At 63.5% G+C, this 26,738-nt stretch carries 19 protein-coding genes; 11 read left to right on the forward strand and 8 right to left on the reverse strand.

Annotated elements, in window-relative coordinates:
* Positions 1-101: 101 nt before the first annotated feature.
* From ACF8R4_RS23640 to ACF8R4_RS23675, 8 genes are all read right to left on the reverse strand, one after another.
* Positions 102-1,592 (reverse strand): efflux transporter outer membrane subunit, encoded by a 1,491-nt coding sequence (locus ACF8R4_RS23640; protein WP_392493590.1) that lies wholly within the window; start codon positions 1,590-1,592, stop codon positions 102-104.
* Complete coding sequence (locus ACF8R4_RS23645; protein ID WP_392493591.1) at positions 1,589-4,696, reverse strand: efflux RND transporter permease subunit; 3,108 nt, start codon at positions 4,694-4,696, stop codon at positions 1,589-1,591. The genes ACF8R4_RS23640 and ACF8R4_RS23645 overlap by 4 nt, the downstream gene beginning before the upstream one ends.
* Positions 4,693-7,791, reverse strand: coding sequence for an MdtB/MuxB family multidrug efflux RND transporter permease subunit (locus ACF8R4_RS23650; protein WP_392493592.1), 3,099 nt, complete (start codon positions 7,789-7,791; stop codon positions 4,693-4,695). Before ACF8R4_RS23650 ends, ACF8R4_RS23645 begins: the two co-directional genes overlap by 4 nt.
* Positions 7,788-9,098 carry an MdtA/MuxA family multidrug efflux RND transporter periplasmic adaptor subunit gene (locus ACF8R4_RS23655; RefSeq protein WP_104834597.1) on the reverse strand — a complete coding sequence of 437 codons (1,311 nt, stop codon included), beginning with the start codon at positions 9,096-9,098 and terminating at the stop codon, positions 7,788-7,790. Before ACF8R4_RS23655 ends, ACF8R4_RS23650 begins: the two co-directional genes overlap by 4 nt.
* Positions 9,099-9,362: 264 nt before the next feature.
* The gene (tpx, locus tag ACF8R4_RS23660) at positions 9,363-9,863 is read right to left on the reverse strand and encodes a thiol peroxidase (protein WP_060497023.1); all 501 of its coding nucleotides are present in this window, start codon (positions 9,861-9,863) and stop codon (positions 9,363-9,365) included.
* A 167-nt stretch (positions 9,864-10,030) separates the two neighbouring features.
* A complete protein-coding gene (locus ACF8R4_RS23665; RefSeq protein WP_060497024.1) occupies positions 10,031-11,311 on the reverse strand; it encodes a serine/threonine transporter in 1,281 nt (426 codons plus the stop codon).
* Positions 11,312-11,518: 207 nt separating this feature from the next.
* The gene (locus tag ACF8R4_RS23670) at positions 11,519-12,715 is read right to left on the reverse strand and encodes an amino acid aminotransferase (RefSeq protein WP_016713845.1); all 1,197 of its coding nucleotides are present in this window, start codon (positions 12,713-12,715) and stop codon (positions 11,519-11,521) included.
* A 163-nt stretch (positions 12,716-12,878) separates the two neighbouring features.
* Positions 12,879-13,904 carry an Ldh family oxidoreductase gene (locus tag ACF8R4_RS23675; RefSeq protein WP_060497025.1) on the reverse strand — a complete coding sequence of 342 codons (1,026 nt, stop codon included), beginning with the start codon at positions 13,902-13,904 and terminating at the stop codon, positions 12,879-12,881.
* A 143-nt stretch (positions 13,905-14,047) separates the two neighbouring features.
* Here ACF8R4_RS23675 and ACF8R4_RS23680 point away from each other — a divergent pair, with 143 nt between their 5' ends.
* From ACF8R4_RS23680 to ACF8R4_RS23730, 11 genes are all read left to right on the forward strand, one after another.
* Positions 14,048-14,920: a MurR/RpiR family transcriptional regulator gene (locus ACF8R4_RS23680; RefSeq protein ID WP_060497026.1), complete on the forward strand. Its 873-nt coding sequence runs from the start codon at positions 14,048-14,050 to the stop codon at positions 14,918-14,920.
* Between the two features lie 22 nt (positions 14,921-14,942).
* Positions 14,943-15,695, forward strand: a complete 753-nt coding sequence (locus ACF8R4_RS23685) for a transporter substrate-binding domain-containing protein (protein WP_060497027.1) — start codon at positions 14,943-14,945, stop codon at positions 15,693-15,695.
* 141 nt (positions 15,696-15,836) lie between these two features.
* Positions 15,837-16,556 carry an ABC transporter permease gene (locus ACF8R4_RS23690; protein WP_060497028.1) on the forward strand — a complete coding sequence of 240 codons (720 nt, stop codon included), beginning with the start codon at positions 15,837-15,839 and terminating at the stop codon, positions 16,554-16,556.
* Positions 16,553-17,263: an ABC transporter permease gene (locus ACF8R4_RS23695; RefSeq protein ID WP_392493595.1), complete on the forward strand. Its 711-nt coding sequence runs from the start codon at positions 16,553-16,555 to the stop codon at positions 17,261-17,263. Before ACF8R4_RS23690 ends, ACF8R4_RS23695 begins: the two co-directional genes overlap by 4 nt.
* A 16-nt stretch (positions 17,264-17,279) precedes the next feature.
* Positions 17,280-18,524, forward strand: coding sequence for an FAD-binding oxidoreductase (locus ACF8R4_RS23700; RefSeq protein WP_060497030.1), 1,245 nt, complete (start codon positions 17,280-17,282; stop codon positions 18,522-18,524).
* A 22-nt stretch (positions 18,525-18,546) separates the two neighbouring features.
* Positions 18,547-19,329 carry an amino acid ABC transporter ATP-binding protein gene (locus tag ACF8R4_RS23705; RefSeq protein WP_060497031.1) on the forward strand — a complete coding sequence of 261 codons (783 nt, stop codon included), beginning with the start codon at positions 18,547-18,549 and terminating at the stop codon, positions 19,327-19,329.
* Between the two features lie 357 nt (positions 19,330-19,686).
* Positions 19,687-20,496: a gamma-glutamyl-gamma-aminobutyrate hydrolase family protein gene (locus ACF8R4_RS23710; RefSeq protein ID WP_016713837.1), complete on the forward strand. Its 810-nt coding sequence runs from the start codon at positions 19,687-19,689 to the stop codon at positions 20,494-20,496.
* A 452-nt stretch (positions 20,497-20,948) separates the two neighbouring features.
* Positions 20,949-21,860: a 5-dehydro-4-deoxyglucarate dehydratase gene (gene kdgD / locus ACF8R4_RS23715; RefSeq protein WP_016713836.1), complete on the forward strand. Its 912-nt coding sequence runs from the start codon at positions 20,949-20,951 to the stop codon at positions 21,858-21,860.
* 103 nt (positions 21,861-21,963) lie between these two features.
* The gene (locus ACF8R4_RS23720; RefSeq protein ID WP_060494126.1) at positions 21,964-23,328 is read left to right on the forward strand and encodes an MFS transporter; all 1,365 of its coding nucleotides are present in this window, start codon (positions 21,964-21,966) and stop codon (positions 23,326-23,328) included.
* A gap of 78 nt (positions 23,329-23,406) precedes the next feature.
* Positions 23,407-24,960 (forward strand): galactarate dehydratase, encoded by a 1,554-nt coding sequence (garD, locus tag ACF8R4_RS23725; protein WP_104834594.1) that lies wholly within the window; start codon positions 23,407-23,409, stop codon positions 24,958-24,960.
* Positions 24,961-25,117: 157 nt separating this feature from the next.
* Positions 25,118-26,698, forward strand: coding sequence for an aldehyde dehydrogenase (NADP(+)) (locus ACF8R4_RS23730; protein WP_060497035.1), 1,581 nt, complete (start codon positions 25,118-25,120; stop codon positions 26,696-26,698).
* The last annotated feature ends 40 nt before the right edge of the window (positions 26,699-26,738 follow it).

Consider the following 26,738-nt stretch of genomic DNA (forward strand, 5'->3'; position numbering starts at 1 on the left):
GTTCACCCGCAAACACCGCTGAAGCCGGTGCCATAAAACGCGCTGGCTTCTTCGCGGGTAAACCCGCTCCCACTGGATGTTTGCAAGCTTGCAGAAACCGATCAATCCTGCTCGGCAAATGCCTTTTCGGCGTCCCAGCCGCCTCCCAGCGCAGCCACCAGCTGCACACTGGCCACCAGGCGCCCTTGCAGCAGGTTCAACACACTGCGCTCGTTGCTCAACGCCGTGGTCTGCACGTTCACCACATCCAGGTAGCCGATCAACCCTGCGCGGTACTGGTTCTCGGTCAGGCGCAGCGACTCGCGGGCGGCATCCAGCGCTTCCTGGCGCACCACCGCCTCATCGCCGTACACCTTCAACTGCACCAGCAGGTTTTCCACTTCCTTGAAGCCGTTGAGCACGGTCTGGCGGTATTGCGCCACGGTCTGGTCATACGCGGCCACCGTGCGGTCCACCTCGGCGCTGCGCTTGCCGGCGTCGAACAGGGTCAGCGCCAGTTGCGGGCCTACCGACCAGTAGCGGTTGGGCAGCTCGATCCAGTTGCTGAAGCTGCTGCTGGAATAGCCGCCGCTCATGCTCAGGCTGAGGTCCGGGAAATACGCCGCCCGCGACACGCCGATGTTGGCATTGGCGGCCATCACGTTACGCTCGGCGGCAGCGATATCCGGGCGCCGTTCCAGCAACTGCGAAGGCAGCGAAACCGGGATTTGCGGCAGCGCGGGAATGTCCTTGCTGTCGGCCAGCGCAAAGTCGGCCGGGGTTTTGCCCAGCAGCACGGCAATGGCATTTTCGAACTGCGCGCGCTGCCAGATCAGGTCGATCAGGTCAGCCTGGGTGCTCTTGAGCTGGGTACGAGCTTGCGCCACGGCATCTGGCCCGGCGACGCCGGCGCGATACTGGTTTTCGTTCATCCGCAACGAGCGCTCGTAGGCCGCCACAGTGGCTTCCAGCAGGCGCTTTTGCTCGTCTATCACCCGCAGTTGCAGGTAGTTCTGCACCAGCTCCGATTGCTGGCTCAAACGAATCGAGGCGAGGTCGGCGAAGCTGGCTTCGGCACTGGCCTCGTTGGCATTCATGGTTTCGCGCAGCTTGCCCCACAGGTCGATTTCCCAGCTCACGCCCAACTGCGCGTTGTAGGTGTTGCGAATACCGCTGCTGTTGTTGGACAAGCTCGAACTGGAACTGCCGGTGCCCTGGGCCGAGCGGTTCTTGCTGGCGTTCAGGTCCAGGCTGGGGAACAACGCCGCGCGGCTGCTGCGCACCAGCGCTTGGGCCTGGCGGTACTGGGCTTCGGACTGCGCTACGGTCTGGTTGCTGCGGTTCAGTTCCTCAACCAGCGCATTGAGCCCGGCATCGCCGTAGATTTCCCACCAGGCGCCGCGGGCGATGGCGTCGGATGGCGCGGCCTGGGTCCAGCCTTCGGCGTGCTTGAACTGCGCCGCCGAGCTGTTCAGTTCGGGGCGATGGTAGTCCGGGCTCAAGGTACAGGCACTGAGCAGGGCTACGCACAACCCGGCGCCGAGCAGGCGCGAGCCACGCCCACGGGTCAGCGTTTGCAGGGCACGATGAAGTGGGGTCTGGGCAAAAGTCATAGCGGGTTTTCCAGGGCGGCGTCGGTGCGCACGCCGCGCCAACGGTTGAAACGGTGGCGCAGGCGGTCCAGGTACAGGTAGACCACCGGCGTCGTGTAAAGGGTGAGGATCTGGCTGAACACCAGGCCACCAATGATGGTCAGGCCCAGCGGCTGGCGCATTTCCGCGCCCTCGGCGTGGCTCAGCAGCAGCGGCAAGGCGCCAAGGATGGCCGCCAGGGTGGTCATCAGGATCGGCCGCAGGCGCAGCAGACAGGCCCGGCGAATCGACTCCTCGGGTGACAGCCCCTGGTGGCGCTCCAGCTGCAAGGCCAGGTCGATCATCAGGATGGCGTTTTTCTTCACCACGCCAATCAGCAGGAACAGCCCCAGCAGCGAGATCAGGCTGAACTCGCCCCCCGTGACGTACAACGCGAGCAAGGCCCCGACACCGGCTGAAGGCAGTGTCGAAAGAATGGTCAGCGGGTGAATGTAGCTTTCGTACAGGATGCCCAGCACCAGGTACACCAGCACCAGCGCACCGAGGATCATGAACGGCTGGCCTTCCTGGGTCTTGGCAAAGGCATCGGCAGTGCCCCCCAGCTTGCCGATCACTTCCTCAGGCAAGCCCAACTTGGCCACCGCGCGCTCCAGCGCAGCCATGGCCTGATCAGGGCTGTAGCCTTCCGCGACGTCGAAGGCAATGTCTTCGGAGGCGAACTGGCCTTCGTGGCTGACGCGGTCGTTGGCCAGGCTGTTCTCGTAGTGGGCGATAGTGGACAGCGGCACACGGGCGCCGTCGGCGGTGATCACCTGCACTTGCTCCAGGGTACTTGGGTCCCAGGCGTATTTCGGGTTGATTTCCAGCACCACCTGGTATTGGTTGAGACTGTCGTAGATGGTAGAGATCTGCCGCTGGCTGTAGGCGTTGTTCAACACCGTGGTAACCATGTCCATGTCGATGCCCAGGCGCTTGGCCTGGTCGCGGTCGACCACCAGGGTCACCTGCTGGGTGCCGGCACCGTCACGCGCATCGATAGCGGTGAGCTCCGGCAGTGCACGCACGGCTGCGACCACTTTCGGGAACCACTCACGCAGCGCTGCCAGGTCGCCACTCTGCAGGGTATACAGGTACTGCGACGAGTTCTGGTCACGGCCACCGCCGCCCAGTTGCAGGTCCTGGTCGGCCATCAGGAACAGGCGCCCGCCAGGCACTTTGGGCATTTCCTTGCGCAGGCGCTCGATCACCTTCTGCGCATCGATCTTGCGCTCGCTGATCGGTTTCAGGCGCACCAGCACCATGGCGTTGTTGGTACCGCTATTGCCACCGATGAAACCTGCAACGCTCTGCACTGCCGGGTCAGCGAGCAAAGCACGGCGGTAAATTTCCATCTTCGGCTGCATCACGGTGAACGACAGCCCGTCGTCACCACGGATGAAGCCCATCAGCTGGCCGGTGTCCTGCTGCGGCATCAACGTCTTGGGCACCACTACATACAGCGCGATGTTGATGCCGATGGTGGCCAACAGGCTGAGCAGGGTCAGGCGCTTGTGGCGCAGGGCCCAGCCCAGGCTGCGGTCGTAGACGTTAACCATGCGCTGGTGCAGTTTGTCGCTCCAGCGTTGCAGGCGTGTCTGCTCGGCCTGATGCGGTTTGAGCCAGCGGGCGCAGAGCATGGGCGTCAGGGTCAGCGATACCACCAGCGACACGATGATCGCCGTCGCCAGGGTGATGGAAAACTCCTGGAACAGGTTGCGCACAATGCCGCCCATGAACAGGATGGAGACGAACACCGCCACCAGCGACACGTTCATCGACAGCAAGGTGAAGCCTACTTCCTTGGCGCCGAGGAAGGCCGCCCTCATCGGCGGCTGGCCGTCCTCGATGTGCCGCGAGATGTTTTCCAGCACCACGATGGCATCGTCCACCACCAGGCCGGTGGCCAGAATCAGCGCCATCAGCGACAGGTTGTTCAGCGAGAAACCGCACAGGTACATGACCGCGAACGTGCCCACCAGCGACACCGGCACGGCCAGGCTGGGGATCAGCGAGGCGCGCAGGCTGCCGAGGAACAGGTACACCACCAGGATCACCAGCACCACCGCAATCAGCAGGGTGTGCTCGGCCTCTTTCAGGGTGGCCTTGATCACGGGCGAGCGGTCCATGGCCACGTTCAGTTGCACGCTGGCTGGCAACAACGACTGCAGGGCCGGCAGCTGTGCCTTGATCTGGTCAACCGTTTCGATGATGTTGGCGCCGGCCTGGCGGTTGACCACCAGCAGCACGGCCGCCTGGTCATTGAAGAAGCCGCTGTTGTAACGGTTCTCGACGCCATCGGTGATGGTCGCCACGTCGGACAGGCGCAGGATGGTACCGTTTTGCTGGCGGATCACCACCGGCTCGTAGTCCTTGGCCGTTTCCAGCTGGTCGTTGGCGCGCACCTGCCAGTTGCGCTCAGCGTCCTCGACAAAGCCCATGGGGCGACGCTGGTTGGCGTTGGACACCGCCGTGCGCACTTCGTCCAGCGACAGGTTGTACTGGTTGAGCAGTTGCGGCTCGACGGCGATGCGCACCGCCGGCAGCGAGCTGCCGCCGATCTGCACCTCCCCTACCCCCGACACCTGGGCCAGGCTCTGCGCCAGGATGGTGTCGGCCAAGTCGTACAACTGGCCTTTCTGCAGCACATCCGAGGTCAGCGACAACACCATGATCGGCGCCTGGGACGGGTTGATCTTCTTGTAGGTGGGCATGCTGCGCATGCCGCTGGGCAGCAGGTTGCGGGTAGCGTTGATCGCCGCCTGCACCTCGCGCGCCGCACCGTCGATGTCCCGGCCCATCTCGAAACCGATGATCACCCGGGTCGAGCCCTGGTTGGAGCTACTGGTCAGCGTGGTGACGCCGGCGATGCTGCCCAGCTTACGCTCCAGTGGCGTGGCCACGGTAGACGCCATGACCTCAGGGCTGGCCCCGGACAGGTTGGCCGACACCACGATCACCGGGAAGTCCATTTCCGGCAGCGGCGCAACTGGCAGCAGCTTGAAGCTGACGCCGCCCAGCAGCATGATCGCCAGGCTCAACAGCATGGTCGCCACCGGGCGACGGATGAAAGGACCGGACAGGTTCATGCCTCGGCCTGCTTCGCGTCAGTGACCGGGCGCCAGCGGCGGGCCAGGCGGTCGAAGTAGAGGTAGATGACCGGGGTGGTGAACAGCGTCAGCACCTGGCTGACCAGCAACCCGCCCACCATCACCAGGCCCAGAGGCTGGCGCAGCTCCGCGCCGGAACCGGTGGCGAGCATCAGCGGCACAGCACCGAACAGCGCGGCCAGGGTGGTCATCAGGATCGGCCGGAAGCGCAGCATCGCCGCCTGGTAGATGGCATCGCGCGGGCTCATGCCTTGGTGGCGCTCGGCCTCCAGGGCGAAGTCGATCATCATGATCGCGTTCTTCTTCACGATACCGATCAGCAGGATGATACCGATGATGGCGATCATGCCCAGGTCGTTGCCGCTGATGAGCAGCGCCAGCAAAGCGCCCACTGCTGCCGACGGCAAGGTCGAGAGGATGGTCACAGGGTGAATGTAGCTTTCGTACAGCACGCCCAGCACGATGTACATCGTCACTACCGCCGCCAGGATCAGCAGCAAGGTGCTCGACAGCGATGCCTGGAAGGCCTGCGCCGCACCCTGGAAGCGGGTTTGCACACCCAACGGCATGCCGATGTCCTTCTGCACCTGCTCGATCACCTGCACGGCTTCACCCAGCGATGCGCCGTGGGCTAGGTTGAACGACAGGGTCACCGCCGGGAACTGGCCGATGTGGGCAATGGCCAACTGGGCCTGGCGCTGCTCGATACGCGCCAGCGCCGACAGGCGCACCTGGCCGCCATCGGTGGCCTTGACGTGAATCGACTCCAGCGCTTGCGGGCCGATAACTGCCGCGTCCTGCGACTGCAGTACCACACGGTACTGGCTGGCCTGGGTGTAGATGGTGGAGATCTGCCGTTGGCCAAAGGCGTCATACAGGGCATTGGTGATCTGCGACACCGTGATGCCCAGGCGGCCGGCCATGTCACGGTCAATCACCAGGTAGACCTGCAAGCCCTTGTCCTGCAGGTCGCTGGCCACGTCGGTCAGTTCGGGGCGTTGCTGCAGCGCCTGTACCAGCTTGCTGCTCCATTGCGCCAACAGGTCGGCGTCGGGCGACGACAGGCTGAACTGGTACTGGGTGCGGCTGACACGGTCTTCGATACTCAGGTCCTGCACCGGCTGCATGAAAAGGCGGATGCCCACCAGCCGGTCGAGTTGCGGCTGCAGACGGCGGATGACCTCGCTGGCGGTGACATCCCGTTCGCCATGGGGCTTGAGGTTGATCAACACGCGGCCACTGTTGAGCGTAGCGTTGTCGCCGTCGACACCGATGTAGGACGACAGGCTTTGCACCGCCGGGTCCTGCAGGATCACCTTGCTCAGGGCCTGCTGGCGTTCGCTCATGGCGGCAAACGAGGTGGATTGCGGCGCTTCGGAGATACCCTGGATCACCCCGGTGTCCTGCACCGGGAAGAAGCCCTTGGGCACCACCATGTACAGGAACACAGTCAGCGCCAGGCTGGCCACGGCGACCAGCAGTGTCAACGGCTGGTGCTTCAGCACCCATTGCAGGGCACTGCCATAGTGCTTGATCAGCCAGTCGATCCAGGCACCACTGGCACGGTAGAAGCGCCCCTGCTCTTCTTCCTTGGGCTCGCGCTTGAGCAGCCGGGCGCACATCATCGGCGTCAGGGTCAGCGACACCACCAGGGAAATCAGGATGGCCACCGCCAGGGTAATGGCGAACTCGCGGAACAGCCGGCCGACGACATCGGCCATGAACAGCAGCGGGATCAGTACCGCGATCAGCGAGAAGGTCAGGGAAATCAGGGTGAAGCCGATTTGCCGGGCGCCCTTGAGCGCTGCCTGCATGGGCGTCTCGCCCTCTTCGATATGCCGTGAGATGTTTTCCAGCATCACGATGGCATCATCGACCACAAAGCCCGTGGCGATGGTCAGGGCCATCAGCGTCAGGTTGTTGACCGAGAAGCCGGCCAGGTACATGACGCCGAAGGTGCCGATCAGCGACAAAGGCACGGCAATCGAAGGGATAATGGTGGCACTGAAGCGGCGCAGGAAGAGGAAGGTGACCATCACCACCAGGGCGATGGCGATCAGCAGTTCGTGCTGTACGTCCTTCACCGCAGCGCGGATGGTCTGGGTGCGGTCGGTGAGCACCGACACATCCAGACCGGCCGGCAGGTTGTCGGTGATCGACGGCAACAGTTCCTTGATGCGGTCGACCACTTCGATCACGTTGGCGCCCGGCTGACGCTGGATGTTCAGCAGCACCGCATGGTTTTCGTTGGCCCAGGCGGCCAGGCGCTCGTTCTCCGCGCCGTCGACGATTTCGGCCACGTCTTTCAGGCGCAGCGGCGCACCGTTGTTGTAGGCCAGGATCAGGTTGGCGTATTCCTCGGGGGAACGTAGCTGGTCGTTGGCATCGAGCATCGACACCCGGGTCGGGCCGTCGAAGTTGCCCTTGGGCTGGTTGACGTTGGACGCGCCAATCAGCGTGCGCACGTCATCCAGGTTCAGGCCGTTGGCGGCCAAGGCATCGACGTTGACCTTGATGCGCACTGCCTGGCGCTGGCCGCCGGCAATGCTGACCATGCCCACGCCACTGATCTGCGCGAGCTTTTGCGCCACGCGGGTGTCGACCAGGTCGTTGAGCTTGGGCAGCGGCATGGTCTTGCTGGAAATGGCCAGGGTCAACACCGGGGTGTCGGCCGGGTTGACCTTGTTGTACACCGGTGGTGCTGGCAGGTCGCTGGGCAGCAGGTTGCTGGCGGCGTTGATCGCGGCCTGCACCTGTTGCTCGGCAACGTCCATGTTCATGTCGAGGTTGAAGCGCAAGGTCAGCACCGACGCGCCGCCGGAGCTGGTCGAAGCCATTTGCTCAAGGCCAGGCATCTGCCCGAACTGGCGCTCCAGCGGTGCGGTGACTGAACTGGTCATGACCTGCGGGCTGGCGCCGGGGTAAAGGGTCATGACGCGGATGGTCGGGTAATCCACCTGCGGCAAGGCGGAAACCGGCAGCAGCTTGTAGGCGATCAGGCCGGCCAGAACGATGGCCAGCATGCTCAGCGTGGTGGCGACCGGCCGCAGAATGAACAGACGCGAGAAGTTCATGCGCCCGCCTTGCCTGCTGCTTTGCCCGGTTGTGCTTCACCGGTTTGCGCCGAGTCTTTGGCCTCTTGCCCTTGCAGGTGCTGGCCCGGGGTGGTCGGCACTTGTGAGCTGTCTTCGACCACTTCGACCTTGGTGCCTTCGCGCAGGCGGTCGGTACCTTCCAACACCAGCCGGTCACCGGCCTTCAGGCCGTCGAGAATGACGCTGTTCTCGCCATCGCTGGCGCCCACTTTGAGCTTGCGCACGTTAACCGTGTTCTCGGCATTGACCACGTAGGCGAAGCTACCGTCGTTGCCGAACTGGATGGCCGCCGCCGGGGCCATGACCACCTGCTTGAGGGTATCGGCCAGCAAGCGCACGTTGACGAACTGGTTGGGGAACAGGGCCAGGTCCTTGTTCTCGAAGCGGCCTTTGAATTTGAGGGTGCCAGTGGTGGTGTCGATCTGGTTGTCGATACTGCCCAGCACGCCGGTAGATTGCAGTTTGCTGTCATTGCGGTCCCAGGCCTCGACCGGCAGGCTGGCGCCGCTGCGATAGCGCTCCAGCACGGTGTTCAGCTCGGTTTCCGGCAGGGTGAAGGCGACGTTGATCGGCTCGGTCTGGGTGATGACTACCAGTGCGGTGGTGTCGTTGGCCGCCACCAGGTTGCCCAGGTCAAGCTGACGCAGGCCGACTCGGCCGCTGATCGGCGCACGGATCTGGGTGAAGTCGAGGTTCAGGCGGGCATCGTTGACCTGGGCCTGGTTGGTCTTGACCAGCCCCTGGAATTGCGCCACCTGTGCTTCGGCGGTGTCGAGCGTTTGCTTGGCAATGCTGTCTTCGGCGTACAGGCCTTTGTAACGGGCCAGGTCGACCTGGGCGTTCTTCAACTGTGCCTGGTTTTGCGCCAAGGTGCCTTCGGCTTGCTGCAGGGCGATGCGGTACGAGCGCGGGTCGATTTCGGCAAGCAAGTCGCCGGCCTTGACCTGCTGACCTTCCTTGAAGTGGATTTTCACCAGTTCGCCAGCCACGCGGCTGCGTACGTTGACGGTGTTGGTCGCGGTGACCGTGCCCAGGGCCTTGTAGTACAGCGGGAAATCACCCACCCGCACCGGCTCGACGCGCACGGGTACAGCTTCGCTGGAGCCGCCAAAGCCCGGGCGACCGCCCATCATGCCCATGCCCTTGCCGCCGCGCCCGCCGCCACTGGCTTCTTTATGCGCAGGCGTTGCTGCAGGCCACAGCCACCAGGCCAGTGCAGCCACCAGCAGCAGGATCAGCAGGCCGACGAGCCAACGACGGGGGGAACGGGAATTGAACGCTTGCATGGGTTGAACGAACCTTGTTCGGAATGGCGACTTGGGGAGGGTGAACGATAAGCAATGGCATCGTTTAAGCAAAGGCCCTTTACCAGAGGTTTACCTTAGGCTGACGTTGCCAAGACGCGGAATTTTAAATGAAAACGGCCCGGAGAGCGTTCCGGGCCGTTACAGGGTGTTGCCTGGAGCGGTGGCGGGCTGAAAGGTTTCTTTTTCTGTGCCCGCGAAGAGGCCGGTACAGGCAATAAATGCCCGCCCTGCCCCACGCAGTCCTTACTTCAGTACAGCCAGGGCTGCATCGTAGTTCGGCTCGTCAGCAATTTCGCCAACCAGCTCGCTGTGCAGCACCTTGTCGTTCTCGTCCAGCACCACCACGGCGCGGGCAGCCAGGCCGGCCAGCGGGCCGTCGGCGATGGCGACGCCGTAGTTTTCAAGGAACTCGCGGCCACGCAGGGTCGACAGGTTCTTCACGTTGTCCAAGCCTTCAGCACCGCAGAAGCGGGCCTGGGCGAACGGCAGGTCGGCGGAGATGCACAGCACGACAGTGTTGGCGACATCGTTGGCCTGGGCGTTGAACTTGCGCACGGAGGTAGCGCAGGTTGGGGTGTCGACGCTCGGGAAAATGTTCAGCACTTTGCGCTTGCCGGCGAAGTCTTTCAGCGACTTGTCAGCCAGGCCTTCACCGACCAGGGAGAATGCCGGAGCCTGGGCGCCGGCCTGTGGCAGGTTGCCGTTGACCTGAACCGGGCCGCCTTTGAGAGTCACTTGAGCCATGACGAAATCCTTATGCTGGGTTTGAAAAGGACACTGAGTTAAGCATGAAGCCGGCCGGGTGCCTATGGGTCCGGTGAAATTGTTCTATTTCCAGAGACTTTTTGTGGACAAAAAAAATACCCGGTTTGCGACAGGCAACCCGGGCATTCTTTATTGCAGGAGGCGAATCAGCCCAGCAGGCCGTACACCACCGAAGTCAACGCAACCAGACCGACCACCACCACGAACACGTTGGAGGCCGCGCCGCTGTACTTGCGCATCGACGGTACACGGTGAATGGCGTACATCGGCATCAGGAACAGCAGCACCGCCAGGATCGGGCCGCCGAGCGACTCGATCATGCCGAGGATGCTCGGGTTGAGGGTGGCAACGATCCAGCACACCACCAGCATCAGCGCAGCGACCACGCGGTCCAGGGTTTTGGCACCCGGGCGCGCGCCGGTCTTGGTGATGATGCCTTTCAGGCCTTCGCTGGCACCGATGTAGTGACCCAGGAACGACTTGGCGATAGCCACGAAGGCGATCAGCGGCGCCGCGAAAGCGATGGTCGGATTGCTGAAGTGGTTGGCCAGGTACGACAGGATCGACAGGTTCTGTGCCTTGGCTTCGGCCAGCTGGGCGCTGCTCAGGGTGAGCACGCAGCTGAACACGAAGAACAGCACCATCACCACCATCAGCAGGTGGGCGCGGCGCAGGATCTGGCCGCTGCGCTCATCGGCGTGCTCGCCGTAACGGCGCTTCTGGTCCACCGCAAAGGCCGAGATGATCGGCGAGTGGTTGAACGAGAACACCATCACCGGAATGGCCAGCCACAGGGTGTGCAGGAACGCCGAGGCCGGCGGCACCTGGGTGGCGCTGTCGAGGATGCCACCGGTCCAGTGCGGCACCAGGTACAGGCCCAGCAGCGCCAGGGCGACGATGAACGGGTACACCAGCAGGCTCATGACCTTGACCGTGGCCTGCTCGCCGCAACGCACGATGGCCAGCAGGCCGAGGATCAGCACGAACGACAGGATGGCCCGTGGTGGCGGCGCCATGTGCAACTGGTGCTCCATGAAGCTGGACACGGTGTTGGTCAGCGCCACGCTATAAATAAGCAGGATGGGGAAAATCGCGAAGAAATACAGCACGGTGATCGAGGCACCGGCGGTGCTGCCGAAATGCTCTTTGACCACCTCGGTGATGTCGCCACCGTTGCGCCCGGAAAGGACGAAACGGGTCAGGCCACGGTGGGCAAAGTACGTCATCGGGAAAGCCAGTATGGCCAGGATCAGCAGCGGCCAGAAACCGCCAAGGCCGGCGTTGATCGGCAGGAACAAGGTTCCGGCGCCAATGGCTGTGCCAAACAGGCCCAGCATCCAGGTAGTGTCGTGACGCGCCCAGCTGCCAAGGGTGGCGGGGGTCGATTCTGCAAAGCGTTGTTCAACGCTTGGGGCCTGCTCATTCATTCCGGGTGAAGCTCCACTCGCAAGACTGCAACAGGCTGAGAATGGCGAAATAGTGCCTTCGCCCAACTCAACCGGAAAAGAGGGGCGCGATTGTGCACGGAAAGGTTGCACTTGCGAAGCCCCTTTCCGAGGGGCGGTTGCACTTGTCTTTACAAGCGGGTTGTGCCGACAGGAAATGCAAGGGGCCGCGCAGGCCCCTTGGTGGTGTTACTTCTGAACAGCAGCGAACGCTTCGGCAACCCGTTGCAGGTTGGCCGGGCGCAGGCCGGACATGCACACGCGGCCGCTGTCGATCAGGTATACGCCAAATTCGTCACGCAGGCGGCGCACTTGCTCCACGCTGAAGCCGGTGTAGCTGAACATGCCCCGCTGGCGCAGGAAGAACTGGAAGTCCTGGCCTGGCAGCAGCTTCGCCAGAGCATCGACCAGCGCCTGGCGCATGTCGAGGATACGCTTGCGCATCACTTCGACTTCTTCGGCCCATTGGGCATTGAGGCCGGCATCGCTCAGCACGCCAGCGACCAGCTGGGCGCCGAAGTTGGGCGGGCTGGAATAGTTGCGGCGTACGGTGGCCTTGAGCTGGCCAAGGACGCTCTGGGCAGTGGCGTCGTCGTCGCACACCACCGACAAGCCCCCTACCCGCTCGCCGTACAGCGAGAATATTTTCGAGAACGAGTTGCTGACCAGGCACGGCACACCGGCACGAGCCATTTCGCGGATGGCGTAGGCGTCTTCCACCAGGCCTTCGGCGAAGCCCTGGTAGGCGATGTCGAGGAACGGGATCAGTTGGCGTGCCTTGACCACTTCAACCACTTGTTGCCACTGGTGTTGTTCCAGGTCGGCGCCGGTGGGGTTGTGGCAGCAAGGGTGCAGCAGTACTACGCTGTTGGCCGGCAGGGTCTGCAGGGTGGCCAGCATGCCGTCGAAGTCCACGCCACGGGTGGCCTGGTCGAAGTACGGGTAGGTGTGCACCTTGAAGCCGGCGCCTTCGAAGATGGCGCGGTGGTTGTCCCAGGTCGGGTTGCTGACCCAGACTTCGGACTGCGGGAAATAGCGCTTGAGGAAGTCGGCACCGACTTTCAGGGCGCCGGAACCACCCACGGTCTGCACGGTGGCCACACGGCCGCCGGTCACAGCCGGGTGATCGGCACCGAACAGCAGTGCCTGGATCGCCTGTCGGTAGCTGGCCAGGCCTTCCATTGGCAGGTACAGGGAAGCTTCGTGGTCCTGGCCGGCGATGCGTTTTTCCACCGCATCCACAGCCGCCAGTTGCGGCACCACGCCGGCCTCATCGTAGTACAGGCCGATACTCAGGTTGACCTTGTCGGCGCGCGGGTCGGCCTTGAAGGTTTCCATCAACGAGAGGATCGGGTCGCCGGCATAGGCATCGACATGTTTGAACACAGCGTGCAGCTCCTTGGATCAGGACAGTACGAAAAGTCAGCGTTGAGCATACCCGGAGTGCGGGTTCAGGAACATCCACTATTGTGCAAGGTTGTCTATGCAACATTGCATGGCTGGGAATTTGTGCTGGATTCTTCGCGGGCAAGCCCGCGAAGAGACCGGGTTAGCCAAGCAACTCCTTCAGGCCGAGCAACTCCTGCTCGGTCACCGCCACCCCCTCCTCCTCGGCCACCTCTCGCTCGCGGTATCGCCGCTCACCCGGCATGCGGGTCAGGCCCACCGACTGCATCTGTTCCACCAATTCGCGGCTGCGCTGGGCAAACCGCTCGCCCTCGGCCTTGTGCGGGTCGATGACGATGATCAGCTGCCCCGTCCATGGCGTTTTCGCCCCGGGGTGCCCGGACCAGTCGAACTCCCAGGAAAAATGCCCGCCCGTCAGCGCCGCCGCCAGCAACTCGACCATCATCGACAGCGCCGAGCCCTTGTGCCCACCAAACGGTAGCAAGGCCCCACCCTCCAGAATCGCCAGCGGGTCGGTGGTCGGCTCGCCGTTGGCATCCACACCCATGCCTTCCGGTAGTTGCTGGCCGGCACGCGCAGCAATCTGCACGTCACCGTGGGCCATGGCGCTGGTGGCCATGTCGAAGACGATCGGGTCATGTTCGGCGCAAGGGGCAGCAAACGCAATGGGGTTGGTGCCGAACAGAGGCTTGCGGGCCCCATGCGGCACCACGCAGGTCATGCTGTTGACCACGCTCAGGGCCACCAGGCCCTCTTCGGCGAACGGCTCTACATCCGGCCACAGTGCCGCGAAGTGGTGCGAGTTGTGGATCGCCAGTACGGCAATGCCGGCATTGCGGGCCTTGGCCACCAACAATTCACGGGCAGCAGCCAGCGCGGGCTGGGCGAAACCACCAGCGGCATCGACACTGACATAGCCGGCAGCCACATCACTGACCTTCGGTGTGGCCTGCCCGTCGACCCAGCCACTGGCCAGGGTCGAAACATACCCAGGCATGCGGAATACCCCATGGCTATGCGCGCCATCACGCTGGGCACTGGCGCAGTTGTGAGCCAGCACCCCGGCCACGCGCTCGCTGCAGCCATGGCGCTGGAAAATAGCCTGCAACAGGCCCTGCAGTTCGGTAAAGGGCACACGCACGACGGTGCCGTTGGAAGGTGCGGACATCTGAAGCTCCTTGTTGGTATTGGAATGGCTACAGCGTTGCAACGACAAAAACTTTCCTGCAAGTGACAGCAATCTGTCAAATGTTGACTTGATGACAGAAAACATTCATTTTCTTTCCCAAGCCTTACCCCTGGAGCCACAGCATGAGCCAACCGATCAAGCAACGCCTGGAAAACAGCCTCGAAGGGGCCGCTGCCTCGGGCCGCAAGATCGCCACCTACATGCTTGCCAACCTGCACGAACTGCCGTTCCAGACTTCGGCCAGCATCGCCGTCAAGCTGGGCGTCAGCGAATCCAGCGTCGGGCGCTTCTGCCGCTCACTGGGTTATGCCCACCTCAAGGCGCTTAAGCAAGACCTGCAGAACGACCTGGGCGACGGCCCCTGGCTGGTGGGTGACCGCTTGCAAGATTACCGCCAGAACCAGGACGCCAGCGACAACGCCGGCAGCCTGGAGCTGGAGATCGCCGCCCTGGTGCGCGTGCACGAGTACCGTCAAAGCCCGGCCTGGCACAGCGTGGCGCAACGCCTGGCCAGCAAGCCACGGGTGTTCATCGCCGGCTTCCAGACCGAGCGCGGCGTGGCCATGTGCATGAGCCACTTGCTGCAATACCTGCGCGATGGCGTGCAACTGGTCGATATCAGCGCCGGGCACTTCGGCGACGTGTTGCTGGGCCGCGCCGAAGACAGCGCCCTGGTGGTGTTCGAAGCGCGCCGTTATTCCCGCCACGCCCTATTGCTGTGCCAGAAGGCACGCCAGGCGGGCATCGCGGTCACCCTGGTGACCGACACCTTCTGTGACTGGGCCGATGCCAACGCCGACGAGGTGTTCCGCATCCCCACCGAGTTCAATCTGTTCTGGGAATCCACCTCGACGATGCTGTCGTGGGTTCACCTGATGGTCAACGAGGTCTGCAAGAAACTCGGGCCTGATGTTGAAAAACGCTTGGAAGCGACTGCCGCTCTACATAACGAGTTCGTCGGCTACACCTCGTGGTCGGCGGGCAAACAACAATAGCAAGAGTGCAATGAGGTGCGAGATGAACAAGACCATGGCCTTGGTGGGTGCGTGTGCCCTGCTGCTGACGGGTACCGCCAGTGCCGAAACCCTGCGTTTTGCCACCGAGGGCGCCTACCCGCCCTTCAACTATGTCGATGCCGATAACAAACTGCACGGCTTCGACATCGACATCACCCACGCCCTGTGCGAACAGATGAAAGTCGAGTGCACGCTGGTGGCCCAGGACTGGGAAGGCATCATCCCCGCCCTGATGGCCCGCAAGTACGACGCTATTGTCGCCTCGATGATCGACACCGAAGAACGTCGTAAGAAAATCGCCTTCACCGACCATTACTACCGCACCCCGCTGACCGTCGCCGTCGCCAAGGACAGCAAGATCGACAGCGCCCAGACTGACTTCGTCGGCTACACCGTCGGCGCCCAGTCCTCGTCCACCCAGGCTATCTACGCCGAAGACGTGTATGGCAAGGCCGGTGCCGACGTGAAGCTGTACCCGACCATGGACGAAGCCAACGCCGACCTGGCCGCCGGGCGCCTGGACGGGGTGATTGCCGACAAATTCCCGCTGCACGAGTGGATGACCAAGAACGGTGGGGATTGCTGCAAGATCCTCGGCGACGTGGCAAACACCAAAGCCGATGCTGCCATTGCCGTGCGCAAGGACGACGAGGCCCTGCGCCAGCGCCTGAACGTTGCACTGCAACAGATCGTGGCCAACGGCACCTATCAGAAGATCGCCAGCAAGTACTTCGCTTTCGATATCTACAACTGACCTTCAAGCCCGCATTGCCTGACCGGGCCCTATCGCCAGCCAGCTCCCACAGGTTGCTCACTGACCTGAAGAACAGAGGTGTACCTGTGGGAGCCGGCTTGCCGGCGATGAGGCCGGTGAGGTCAACACAAGGTGTTTGTCATGCTCGATCAATTGTCCTTGCTGTCCTTCGCCAGTGGAGGCTGGGGCCAGGCGCTGCTGGCCGGCGCGCTGGTTACGGTTTCCCTCGCCCTGGCCTGCCTGCCCATCGGCCTGCCGCTGGGCCTGCTAGTTGCCCTGGCCGCACGCTCGCGCAAACGCCTGCCACGGGCCTGGGCCACCACGTTCTCTACCGTGTTCCGCGGCCTGCCAGAGCTGCTGACGTTGCTGATCATTTATTACGGCTGCCAGATTGCCGCGCAGAAGATCCTTGCCGCCATGGGCTACGAGGGTGAGTTCCTGATCAACACCTTCCTTGCCGCGATGATTGCCTTCAGCCTGGTGTTCGCCGCGTTCTCCAGCGAGATCTGGCTCGCAGCCTTCAAGACCCTGCCCAAAGGCCAGCTGGAAGCCTGCTCGGCACTGGGCCTGAGCAAGCGCACCGGCTTCTTCAAGGTGCTGCTGCCGCAACTGACCCGCATCGCCCTGCCCGGCTTGTCGAACAACTGGCTGTCGCTGCTCAAGGACACCTCGCTGGTGTCGACCATTTCGCTGGTCGACCTGATGCGCCAGACCAACCTTGCGGTCAGCGTGACCAAGGAGCCCATGTTCTTCTACGGCGTCGCCTGCCTGGGTTACCTGCTGTTCGCGGCACTTTCCGGGCGCGTGTTCGCCTACATCGAACGGCGCAGCAACCGCCACCTGCAAGGAGCACGCGCATGAGCTTCGAACAACTGCTGGCACTGGTGCTCGACCCCGACCTGCTGGAGCGCTACGGCCCGCGCTTTCTTGATGGCCTGCTGGTAACCGCCAAGCTGGTGGCCATTTCCTTCAGCCTGGGCGCCGTAATCGGCCTGTTGCTGGCCCTGGCACGTATGTCGCGCAGCCTGGTACTGCAGCGCATGGCCGCCAGTTACGTGTACTTCTTCCGTGGCTCGCCGCTGCTGGCCCAACTGTTCCTGCTGTATTACGGCCTGGGCTCGCTCAAAGGCTTCTGGCAGGACGTGGGTCTGTGGTGGTTCTTCCGCGAGGCGTGGTTCTGCACCTTGCTGGCATTCACCCTGAATACCGCCGCCTACCAGGCCGAGATCTTCCGCGGCAGCCTGATGGCCGTGGCCCCCGGCCAGCATGAGGCAGCCCGGGCGCTGAACCTGAAACGCTCGACCACCTTCTTCAAGGTGATCCTGCCGCAGTCGCTGCTGGTGGCCATCGGCCCGCTGGGCAACGAACTGATCCTGATGATCAAGGCCAGCGCGATTGCCTCGCTGGTGACCATCTATGACCTGATGGGCGTGACCAAACTGGCCTTCTCGCGCAGTTTCGACTTCCAGATCTACCTGTGGGCCGCTGTGCTCTACCTGGTGATCGTCGAACTGGTGCGGCGCCTGCTGAAACACCTGGAAGCCCGCCTGGGCCGCCACCTGAACTGACCGAAGGATACGTTCCATGCATTGCCAGACCCTTGTCCTCGGCGCCGGCATCGTCGGCGTCAGCACCGCGCTGCACCTGCAGGCCCGCGGGCGCCAGGTGATCCTGATCGACCGCGACGAACCGGGCAGCGGCACCAGCCACGGCAACGCCGGGCTGATTGAGCGCTCCAGCGTCATCCCCTATGCTTTTCCCCGGCAACTAGGCGCATTGCTGCGCTACGGCCTGAACCGCCAGCCCGATGTGCGCTACAGCCTGGCGCACCTGCCCAAGGCCGCGCCGTGGCTGTGGCGCTACTGGCGTCAGTCAGCCCCTGGTCGGCTGGCCGGTGCCGCCGCTGACATGCTGCCGCTGGTGCAGCGCTGCGTCGAAGAACACGACGTGCTCATCGCTGCTGCCGGCCTTGAAGGGCTGGTGCAGGCCAAAGGCTGGATCGAAGTGTTCCGCGACCCGGCCCTGTTCGAGCAGGCCAAGGCCGACGCCAAGGGCCTGAGCCGCTATGGCCTGCAATTTGAAATCCTTGAATGCGGGCAACTGCAGGCCCGCGAGCACCAGCTGGACGCCACCGTGGTCGGCGGCATTCACTGGCTCGACCCGAAGACCGTGAACAACCCCGGCGCCCTCACCCGTGGCTACGCGACGCTGTTCCAGCAACGCGGCGGGCAGTTCCTGCATGGTGATGCACGCAGCCTGCGCCAGGCCAACGGCCAATGGCGGGTCGAGAGCCGCCGCGGCCCGATTACCGCCGACGAAGTGGTGGCCTGCCTCGGCCCACAGTCGGCCGACCTGTTCAGCGGCCTGGGCTACCAGATCCCGCTGGCGATCAAGCGCGGTTACCACATGCACTACAGCACCCGTGACGGCGCGCAACTGGAGCATTCCATTTGCGATACCCAAGGCGGCTACGTCCTTGCACCAATGGCGCGCGGCGTGCGCCTGACCACCGGCATCGAGTTCGACGCAGCCAGCGCGCCCGGCAACCAGATCCAGCTGGGCCGCTGCGAGGCCCTGGCGCGCAAGCTGTTCCCGGCCTTGGGCGAACGCCTCGATGACACGCCGTGGCTGGGCCGTCGCCCGTGCCTGCCCGACATGCGCCCGGTGATCGGCCCGGCACCGCACCACCCCGGGCTTTGGTTCAACTTCGGCCACGCCCACCACGGCCTCACCCTGGGCCCGGTCAGCGGTCGACTGGTGGCCGAGCTGATCACCGGCGAACACCCCTTCACCGACCCCGCGCCCTACAGCGCGACCCGTTTCGACTGAACCCACGCGGGAGAAAAACAACATGACCGCACCACTGAGCCTTGCCAGCCTTGCCCCCGAGCCCGACCCACGCCAGGTGCTGATCCGCATCGAAGGCCTGAACAAGCACTACGGTGCGTACCACGTGCTGCACGACATCGACCTGCAGGTGCGCGAAGGCGAACGCATCGTGCTGTGCGGGCCGTCCGGCTCGGGCAAATCGACGCTGATCCGCTGCATCAACCGCCTGGAGGTGGCCCAGCAGGGCAGCATCAAGGTCGACGGCATCGACCTCGCCGCCACCACCCGTGAAGCGGCGCAGGTGCGCAGCGATATCGGCATGGTGTTCCAGCATTTCAACCTGTTCCCGCACATGAGCGTACTGGACAACTGCCTGCTGGCCCCTACCAGCGTGCGCGGGCTGTCGCGCAAGGACGCCGAGGAACGGGCGCGCATGTACCTGAAGAAGGTGGGTATCGAAAGCCACGCGCACAAGTACCCCAGCCAATTGTCCGGTGGGCAGCAGCAGCGCGTGGCAATCGCCCGGGCGCTGTGCATGAAGCCGAGGATCATGCTGTTTGACGAGCCAACCTCCGCACTGGATCCGGAAATGGTCGCCGAAGTGCTGGATGTGCTGGTGCAACTGGCCGGCACCGGCATGACCATGCTGTGCGTCACTCATGAAATGGGCTTTGCCCGGCAAGTGGCCGAGCGGGTGCTGTTCCTTGAGGGTGGGCATATCATCGAGGACAGCCCGCCGCAGGTGTTCTTCAACCAGCCGCGCACCGACCGGGCCAAGGCGTTTCTGGCGCAGATACTGCACTGAAATCTGCTCTGACCTCTTCGCGGGCGTGCCTGCGAAGAGGCCGGCACAAGCAACACTTTATTGCACCGCTGCAAAGACCCGACTGCATCGTTAAATATTATTGACCGACACCCCCGCCAAACCCACGCCGCTCCAGGCCCGCATCGGTTTCAGCCCCCAAAAACCGGTGCATTCCCCGCGTTAAAGCCCTCTTTAGTCGTTTGACATATCGAACGGCTCTGGCAAGCTATCTACATGCCCCGACCGGAATCGTCGCCTCTGACGAGCCGGCAGTGCTCGGGGCTACAGGCTGCACCCAAGGCTTCGCGCCGTGCACCTGCACAACAACGACAGGCTGAACCTGTCCCAAGGTGACATATGTCCAACAGCAACATTGGCAACAAGCAACCTTCCCTGCGCAAACCCGTCGTCCTGATGACCATGGGCAGCCAAGAGCGCAAAGGCCATGACTATCAGGTCATGACCCACAAATACATCACGCCGCTGGTCGAGTTCTCTGATTGCGTTCCGGTGCTGGTGCCCACCTGCTGCGGCACTGAAGACCTCGAGACCTACCTGGACATGGCCGACGGCGTGTACCTGACCGGCGCTGGCAGCAACATCGACCCGGCCCTGTACGGCCAGGAAAACCAGACCCCAGGCAAAGGCCAGGACCAGAACCGCGACCTGTTCGACATCCCGCTGGTCAAGGCGGCGATCAAGCGTGGCCTGCCAATCTTCGGCATCTGCCGTGGCATGCAGGAAATCAACGTGGCCCTGGGCGGCGACATCTACCAGAAGGTGTACGCCGAGCCGGGCTTCAACGACCACCGGGAAAACCCGGAAGACCCGGTTGAAGTGCAATACGCTCAGGTTCATGGCGTGAAAATCCAGCCAGGCAGCTGGCTGCAAGACACCCTGGGTACCGACGAGATTCGCGTCAACTCGTTGCATGGCCAAGGCCTGCGCAAGCTTGGCGCCGGCATCGAAGCCATCGCCCACGCCGAAGATGGCCTGGTCGAGGCCATTCACGCCCCGAGCATTTCGCCGTTCCTGTTCGCCGTGCAATGGCACCCGGAGTGGCAAGCGGCGAAAAACCCTGATTCGATCAAGATCTTCCAAGCATTCGGCGATGCTTGCCGTGCCCAGGTACGCAAGGCGCAGATCAAGCGCCAGCACGCTGCCTGACCTACCGTTTCCTCTGCTTTGATCGCGGGGCGGCGCAAGGCCGCCCCCGTTTCCCCGGTCACCCTCTGCTGGTCCCAGAACACTTCCCGTGGATGCGGGCGGCGGGCTTGTGCCTGTCTCCGCGATCGTTTTTCCCCTCCCTCTCAAGAGATACGATGACTGATTGCAGGTAGGCTGCCATCGGTATCTCCTGCGCCTTCAGTTGTTACTTGTACCGGCCTCTTCGCGGGCAAGCCCGCTCCCACAGGGGGCTGCGCTGGTTTCAAAGGTGGTGCTGCACCTGTGGATGCGGGCTTGTCCCGTGAACAGGTCAGGACAGGCAATAACCCTTCTTCCCTGCCCCACTGCAAAAAAATCTCGCAAAGGGACTAGTCATCGCACAAGTTGTACGATAACTTACCTCCAGCGCAGAATAACACCCTTCACCCAAGCGCCACAGGATGCCTACAACAATGACTCCACAAGAACTGAAATCCATCCTCTCCCACGGCCTGCTGTCTTTCCCGGTCACCGACTTCAACGCCCAGGGCGATTTCAACCAGGCTGGCTACATCAAACGCCTGGAATGGCTGGCCCCGTATGGCGCCAGTGCCCTGTTCGCCGCTGGCGGCACCGGTGAGTTCTTCTCCCTGGCGGCCAGCGAATACAGCCAGGTGATCAAGACCGCCGTCGACACCTGTGCCACTTCGGTACCGATCCTCGCCGGCGTGGGTGGCTCCACCCGCCAGGCCATCGAATACGCCCAGGAAGCCGAGCGCCTGGGTGCCAAGGGCCTGCTGCTGCTGCCTCACTACCTGACCGAAGCCAGCCAGGACGGCGTTGCCGCCCACGTTGAAGCGGTGTGCAAATCGGTAAAAATCGGTGTGGTGGTGTACAACCGCAACGTCTGCCGCCTGAACGCCGACCTGCTGGAAAAACTGGCCGAGCGCTGCCCGAACCTGATCGGTTACAAAGACGGCCTGGGTGATATCGAGCTGATGGTGTCGATCCGTCGCCGCCTGGGCGACCGTTTCAGCTACCTGGGTGGCCTGCCGACCGCCGAAGTGTATGCTGCTGCCTACAAGGCCCTGGGCGTACCGGTGTACTCCTCCGCCGTGTTCAACTTCGTGCCGAAGACCGCCATGGACTTCTACAACGCCATCGCCCGTGACGACCACGCCGCCGTGGCCAAGCTGATCGACGATTTCTTCCTGCCGTACCTGGACATCCGCAACCGCAAAGCCGGCTACGCCGTCAGCATCGTCAAGGCCGGCGCCAAAATTGCCGGTTACGACGCAGGCCCGGTGCGCACGCCGCTGACCGACCTGACTGCCGAAGAGTACGAAATGCTCGCTGCCCTGATGGACAAGATGGGTCCGCAATAAGCGAACCCCTGCGGCCTGCCTTTGCCGCACCCGGAGTGGGAAGCCCCACTCCGGTTACAATTCGTGAGCCCGCACAAAAATAACTAGTGGGAGTATTACCAGCATGCAAGCGACGAAGAAGACGCATGTGCGCTACCTGATCCTGTTCATGCTGTTTCTGGTGACCACGATCAACTATGCCGACCGCGCCACCATTGCAATCGCAGGCTCCAGCCTGCAGAAAGACCTCGGCATTGACGCCGTAACCCTCGGTTATATCTTCTCCGCCTTCGGATGGGCTTACGTGGCTGGCCAGATTCCTGGTGGCTGGCTGCTCGATCGTTTCGGTTCCAAGAACGTCTACGCCTTCAGCATCTTCACCTGGTCGCTGTTCACCCTGCTGCAGGGTTTTGTCGGTGGCCTGCCAGTTGCCTGGGCCGTAGTGACCCTCTTCACCCTGCGCTTCCTGGTAGGTTTCGCCGAAGCCCCATCGTTCCCGGGTAACGCGCGCATCGTCGCCGCTTGGTTCCCCACACAGGAACGGGGCACGGCTTCGGCCATCTTCAACTCGGCACAGTACTTCGCCACCGCGCTGTTCGCTCCGATCATGGGCTGGATCGTGTTCAGCTTTGGCTGGGAGCATGTGTTCGTGGTCATGGGCGCACTGGGGATCGTGTTCTCCATGGTGTGGCTGAAGACCATCCACAACCCGCGCCAACACCCCCGCATCAGCCAAAGCGAGCTTGAGCACATCGAGCAGAACGGCGGCCTGGTGGACATGGACCAGAAACGCGGCAACGACGGCCCGAAATGGGGCTACATCAAGCAACTGCTGACCAGCCGCATGCTGCTGGGCGTGTACCTGGGCCAATACTGCATCAACGCCATCACCTATTTCTTCCTCACCTGGTTCCCGGTGTACCTGGTGCAGGAGCGCGGCATGACCATCCTCAAGGCCGGCTTCATCGCCTCGCTGCCGGCGGTTTGCGGCTTCATTGGTGGCGTGCTGGGTGGCGTAATCTCGGACTGGCTGCTGCGCCGGGGCAACTCGCTGACCTTTTCGCGCAAACTGCCGATCGTCTGTGGCCTGTTGCTGTCGACCACCATGGTGTTCTGCAACTACGTCGACGCCGAATGGATGGTGGTCGGTTTCATGACCCTGGCGTTCTTCGGCAAAGGCATCGGCGCGCTGGGCTGGGCAGTGGTGGCAGACACCTCGCCCAAGCAGATCGCCGGGCTGTCTGGCGGCCTGTTCAACACCTTCGGCAACATCGCCTCGATCACCACCCCTATCGTGATCGGCTACATCATCAGCGCCACCGGCTCGTTCAAGTGGGCGCTGGTATATGTAGGAGCCAACGCCCTGGTGGCCGTGTTCAGCTACCTGGTGATCGTCGGCCCGATCAAGCGTATCGAGCTGCGCGACGATGCCCCAAAGCCACAGGCTGAGCCTGCCGCCAACGGCGAACTGGCCAGCTCGCGCCACTGAGTGAACACGCCCGCGCCGGGTTACCCGGTGCGGGCGGATGTACAAAAAGCCTGAGAACCTGACAAGTAGGGCCCAAACATGCAGTTGATCGAACATTCCGACTCGCCCCGCTACGTCCGCCTGCACGACGACGATAATGTCGTGGTGGTTGTAAACGACGGCGGCCTGGGCGAAGGCGCCCGCTTCGCCGACGGCCTGACCCTGATCGAAGGCGTGCCGCAGAGCCACAAGGTGGCCACCGTGGCCATCAACAAGGGCGAACCCGTGCGCCGCTATGGGCAAATCATCGGCTACGCGCTGGAAGACCTGCGCCAGGGCAGCTGGGTGCAGGAAAGCCAGCTGGCCATGCCGGCCGCACCAGAGCTGGACAGCCTGCCGCGCTGTGACGCTGTCCCACAGCCTTTGCCCCCCCTTGAGGGCTTCACCTTCGAAGGCTACCGCAACGCAGACGGCACCGTCGGTACCCGCAACATCCTCGGCATCACCACCACCGTGCAATGCGTAACCGGCGTGCTGGAGCATGCGGTCAAGCGCATTCGCAGCGAACTGCTGCCCAAATACCCCAACGTCGACGACGTGGTGGCCATCACCCACAGCTACGGCTGCGGCGTGGCCATCAACGCACGCGACGCCTACATCCCGATCCGCACCGTGCGCAACCTGGCGCGCAACCCCAACCTGGGTGGCGAGGCGCTGGTCATCAGCCTGGGTTGCGAAAAACTGCAGGCCGGCCAGGTGATGCACGACAACGACCCGTCGGTAGACCTCAGCGACCCGTGGCTGTACCGCCTGCAGGACGCCAGCCTGGGCTTTGTGGAAATGATCGAACAGATCATGGAATTGGCCGAAACCCGGCTGAAGAAACTCGACCAGCGCCGACGCGAAACCGTACCCGCCAGCGAGCTGATCCTTGGCATGCAGTGCGGCGGCAGCGACGCCTTTTCGGGCATTACCGCCAACCCGGCACTGGGCTACGCGTCCGACCTGCTGGTACGCGCCGGCGCCACCGTGCTGTTCTCGGAAGTGACCGAGGTGCGCGACGCCATCTACATGCTGACCTCTCGTGCCGAAAACCAGGACGTCGCCGAAGCCCTGGTGCGCGAGATGGACTGGTACGACCGCTACTTGCAGCAAGGCGCTGCCGACCGCAGTGCCAACACCACGCCGGGCAACAAGAAAGGTGGCCTGTCCAATATCGTCGAGAAGTCGCTGGGTTCGATCGTCAAGTCCGGCAGCGGCGCCATCCAGGGCGTGCTTGGCCCTGGCGAGCGGGTAAACCGCAAAGGCCTGATCTTCTGCGCCACCCCGGCCAGCGACTTCGTGTGCGGCACCCTGCAACTGGCCGCCGGCATGAACCTGCACGTATTCACTACCGGCCGCGGCACCCCGTATGGCCTGGCCATGGCACCGGTGGTCAAGGTATGCACCCGCAGCGAACTGGCGCAGCGCTGGCCCGACCTGATCGACATCGACGCCGGGCGCATCGCCACAGGCCGTTCGACCATCGAAGAGCTGGGTTGGGAGCTGTTCCATTACTACCTGGACGTGGCCAGCGGCCGCAAGCAGACCTGGGCCGAACAGCACCGGTTGCACAACGACATCACCCTGTTCAACCCGGCACCGATTACCTGATGCCGAGGGCTCACTTGATCGTAGAACGCACCTCCTTCCCTGTGGGAGCGGGCATGCCCGCGAACACCGGCAAAGCCGGTGCCATGCACCAAGTTGCCCGCTCCCACAGGTCATGTGACAACCCGCCAGATTTACTCTCAACCTACAGGAGCACTCCATGCCTGAAATCCTCGGCCACAACTTCATCGCCGGCCAGCGTAGCGCCGTCAGCCAACAGCGCCTGCAGAGCCTGGACGCCAGCACTGGCGAGGCCCTGCCCTACAGCTTTGCCCAGGCCACTGAAACCGAAGTGGACCAGGCCGCCAAAGCCGCCGCCGCTGCCTTCGCCGAATTCCGCCAACTGGCCCCGGCGCGGCGCGCCGAATTCCTTGAAGCCATTGCTGCGGAACTGGACGAACTGGACGACGCTTTCGTCGCCATCGTCTGCCGCGAAACCGCCCTGCCCGCCGCCCGCATTCAAGGCGAGCGTGGCCGCACCAGTGGCCAGATGCGCCTGTTCGCACAGGTGCTGCGCCGGGGTGACTTCCTCGGTGCCCGTATCGACCTGGCCCTGCCCGAGCGCCAGCCGCTACCGCGCGTAGACCTGCGCCAGATGCGCATAGGCGTTGGCCCGGTCGCCGTGTTCGGCGCCAGCAACTTCCCGCTGGCCTTCTCCACCGCCGGTGGCGACACCGCCGCCGCCCTGGCTGCCGGTTGCCCGGTGGTGTTCAAGGCACACAGCGGCCACATGGCCACCGCCGACCTGGTCGGCTGTGCCATCGTGCGCGCCGCCGAACGTACCGGCATGCCCAAGGGTGTGTTCAACATGGTATTCGGTGGCGGCGTGGGCGAGTGGCTGGTCAAACACCCGGCCATCCAAGCTGTCGGCTTCACCGGTTCGCTCAAAGGTGGCGACGCCCTGTGCCGCATGGCTGCCGAGCGCCCGCAACCCATACCGGTGTTCGCCGAGATGTCCAGCATCAACCCGGTGATCGTCCTTCCGGGCGCCCTCGCCAAACGTGGCGAGGCCATCGCCCGAGAACTGGCCGGCTCCGTGTGCATGGGCGCCGGCCAGTTCTGCACCAACCCGGGCATGGTCATCGGTTTGCAATCGACTCGGTTCAGCCAGCTGCTGGCAGACCTTGGCCAGCACCTGAACGCCCAGGCCGGCCAAACCATGCTCAACGCTGGCGGCCTGCGCAGCTACGTCGGCGGCCTGGAACACCTGCACGCCCACGCGGGTATCCAGCACCTGGCTGGCCAGCCACAGGAAGGCAGCCAGGCCCGCGCCCAGCTGTTCAAGGCCGACACCAGCCTGCTGGTGAATGCCGACCCGCTGCTGCAGGAAGAAGTGTTCGGCCCAACCACCGTAGCGGTCGAAGTGCAGGACAACGACCAGCTGCGCGCCGCCCTGCTCGGCCTGCGCGGCCAGCTGACCGCAACGCTGATCGGTGAGCAGGAGGACTTCGAGGCCTTTGCCTGGCTGGTGCCGCTGCTGGAGGAGAAGGTCGGACGCATTCTGGTCAACGGTTACCCGACCGGTGTCGAAGTGTGTGATGCGATGGTCCACGGCGGGCCCTACCCGGCCACTTCGGATGCGCGCGGCACGTCGGTAGGTACCTTGGCCATCGACCGCTTCCTGCGACCGGTGTGCTACCAGAACTACCCGCAGGCGCTACTGCCTGAAGCCCTGCGCGACGGCAACCCATTGGGTCTGCGCCGCCTGGTAAATGGTCAGTGGCGTGACGGGGCGATCTGAGTGATTGCCTGATACAAGAAAGCCCCGCGCATGGCGGGGC

Origin of the sequence: Pseudomonas sp. FYR_2, from assembly GCF_043106425.1 — a bacterium.
GTDB lineage: Bacteria > Pseudomonadota > Gammaproteobacteria > Pseudomonadales > Pseudomonadaceae > Aquipseudomonas > Aquipseudomonas monteilii.

What these genes read in the sequence shown, in the direction of transcription:
- ACF8R4_RS23700 (WP_060497030.1), top strand. Translation starts at nt 17,280, where the DNA reads ATGCATTGCCAGACCCTTGTCCTCGGCGCCGGCATCGTCGGCGTCAGC.
- ACF8R4_RS23710 (WP_016713837.1), top strand. Translation starts at nt 19,687, where the DNA reads ATGTCCAACAGCAACATTGGCAACAAGCAACCTTCCCTGCGCAAACCC.
- ACF8R4_RS23705 (WP_060497031.1), top strand. Translation starts at nt 18,547, where the DNA reads ATGACCGCACCACTGAGCCTTGCCAGCCTTGCCCCCGAGCCCGACCCA.
- ACF8R4_RS23675 (WP_060497025.1), bottom strand. Translation starts at nt 13,904, where the DNA reads ATGTCCGCACCTTCCAACGGCACCGTCGTGCGTGTGCCCTTTACCGAA.
- ACF8R4_RS23685 (WP_060497027.1), top strand. Translation starts at nt 14,943, where the DNA reads ATGAACAAGACCATGGCCTTGGTGGGTGCGTGTGCCCTGCTGCTGACG.
- ACF8R4_RS23665 (WP_060497024.1), bottom strand. Translation starts at nt 11,311, where the DNA reads ATGAATGAGCAGGCCCCAAGCGTTGAACAACGCTTTGCAGAATCGACC.
- ACF8R4_RS23640 (WP_392493590.1), bottom strand. Translation starts at nt 1,592, where the DNA reads ATGACTTTTGCCCAGACCCCACTTCATCGTGCCCTGCAAACGCTGACC.
- garD (WP_104834594.1), top strand. Translation starts at nt 23,407, where the DNA reads ATGCAGTTGATCGAACATTCCGACTCGCCCCGCTACGTCCGCCTGCAC.
- ACF8R4_RS23730 (WP_060497035.1), top strand. Translation starts at nt 25,118, where the DNA reads ATGCCTGAAATCCTCGGCCACAACTTCATCGCCGGCCAGCGTAGCGCC.
- kdgD (WP_016713836.1), top strand. Translation starts at nt 20,949, where the DNA reads ATGACTCCACAAGAACTGAAATCCATCCTCTCCCACGGCCTGCTGTCT.
- ACF8R4_RS23650 (WP_392493592.1), bottom strand. Translation starts at nt 7,791, where the DNA reads ATGAACTTCTCGCGTCTGTTCATTCTGCGGCCGGTCGCCACCACGCTG.
- ACF8R4_RS23655 (WP_104834597.1), bottom strand. Translation starts at nt 9,098, where the DNA reads ATGCAAGCGTTCAATTCCCGTTCCCCCCGTCGTTGGCTCGTCGGCCTG.
- ACF8R4_RS23695 (WP_392493595.1), top strand. Translation starts at nt 16,553, where the DNA reads ATGAGCTTCGAACAACTGCTGGCACTGGTGCTCGACCCCGACCTGCTG.
- ACF8R4_RS23690 (WP_060497028.1), top strand. Translation starts at nt 15,837, where the DNA reads ATGCTCGATCAATTGTCCTTGCTGTCCTTCGCCAGTGGAGGCTGGGGC.
- ACF8R4_RS23720 (WP_060494126.1), top strand. Translation starts at nt 21,964, where the DNA reads ATGCAAGCGACGAAGAAGACGCATGTGCGCTACCTGATCCTGTTCATG.
- ACF8R4_RS23680 (WP_060497026.1), top strand. Translation starts at nt 14,048, where the DNA reads ATGAGCCAACCGATCAAGCAACGCCTGGAAAACAGCCTCGAAGGGGCC.
- ACF8R4_RS23645 (WP_392493591.1), bottom strand. Translation starts at nt 4,696, where the DNA reads ATGAACCTGTCCGGTCCTTTCATCCGTCGCCCGGTGGCGACCATGCTG.
- tpx (WP_060497023.1), bottom strand. Translation starts at nt 9,863, where the DNA reads ATGGCTCAAGTGACTCTCAAAGGCGGCCCGGTTCAGGTCAACGGCAAC.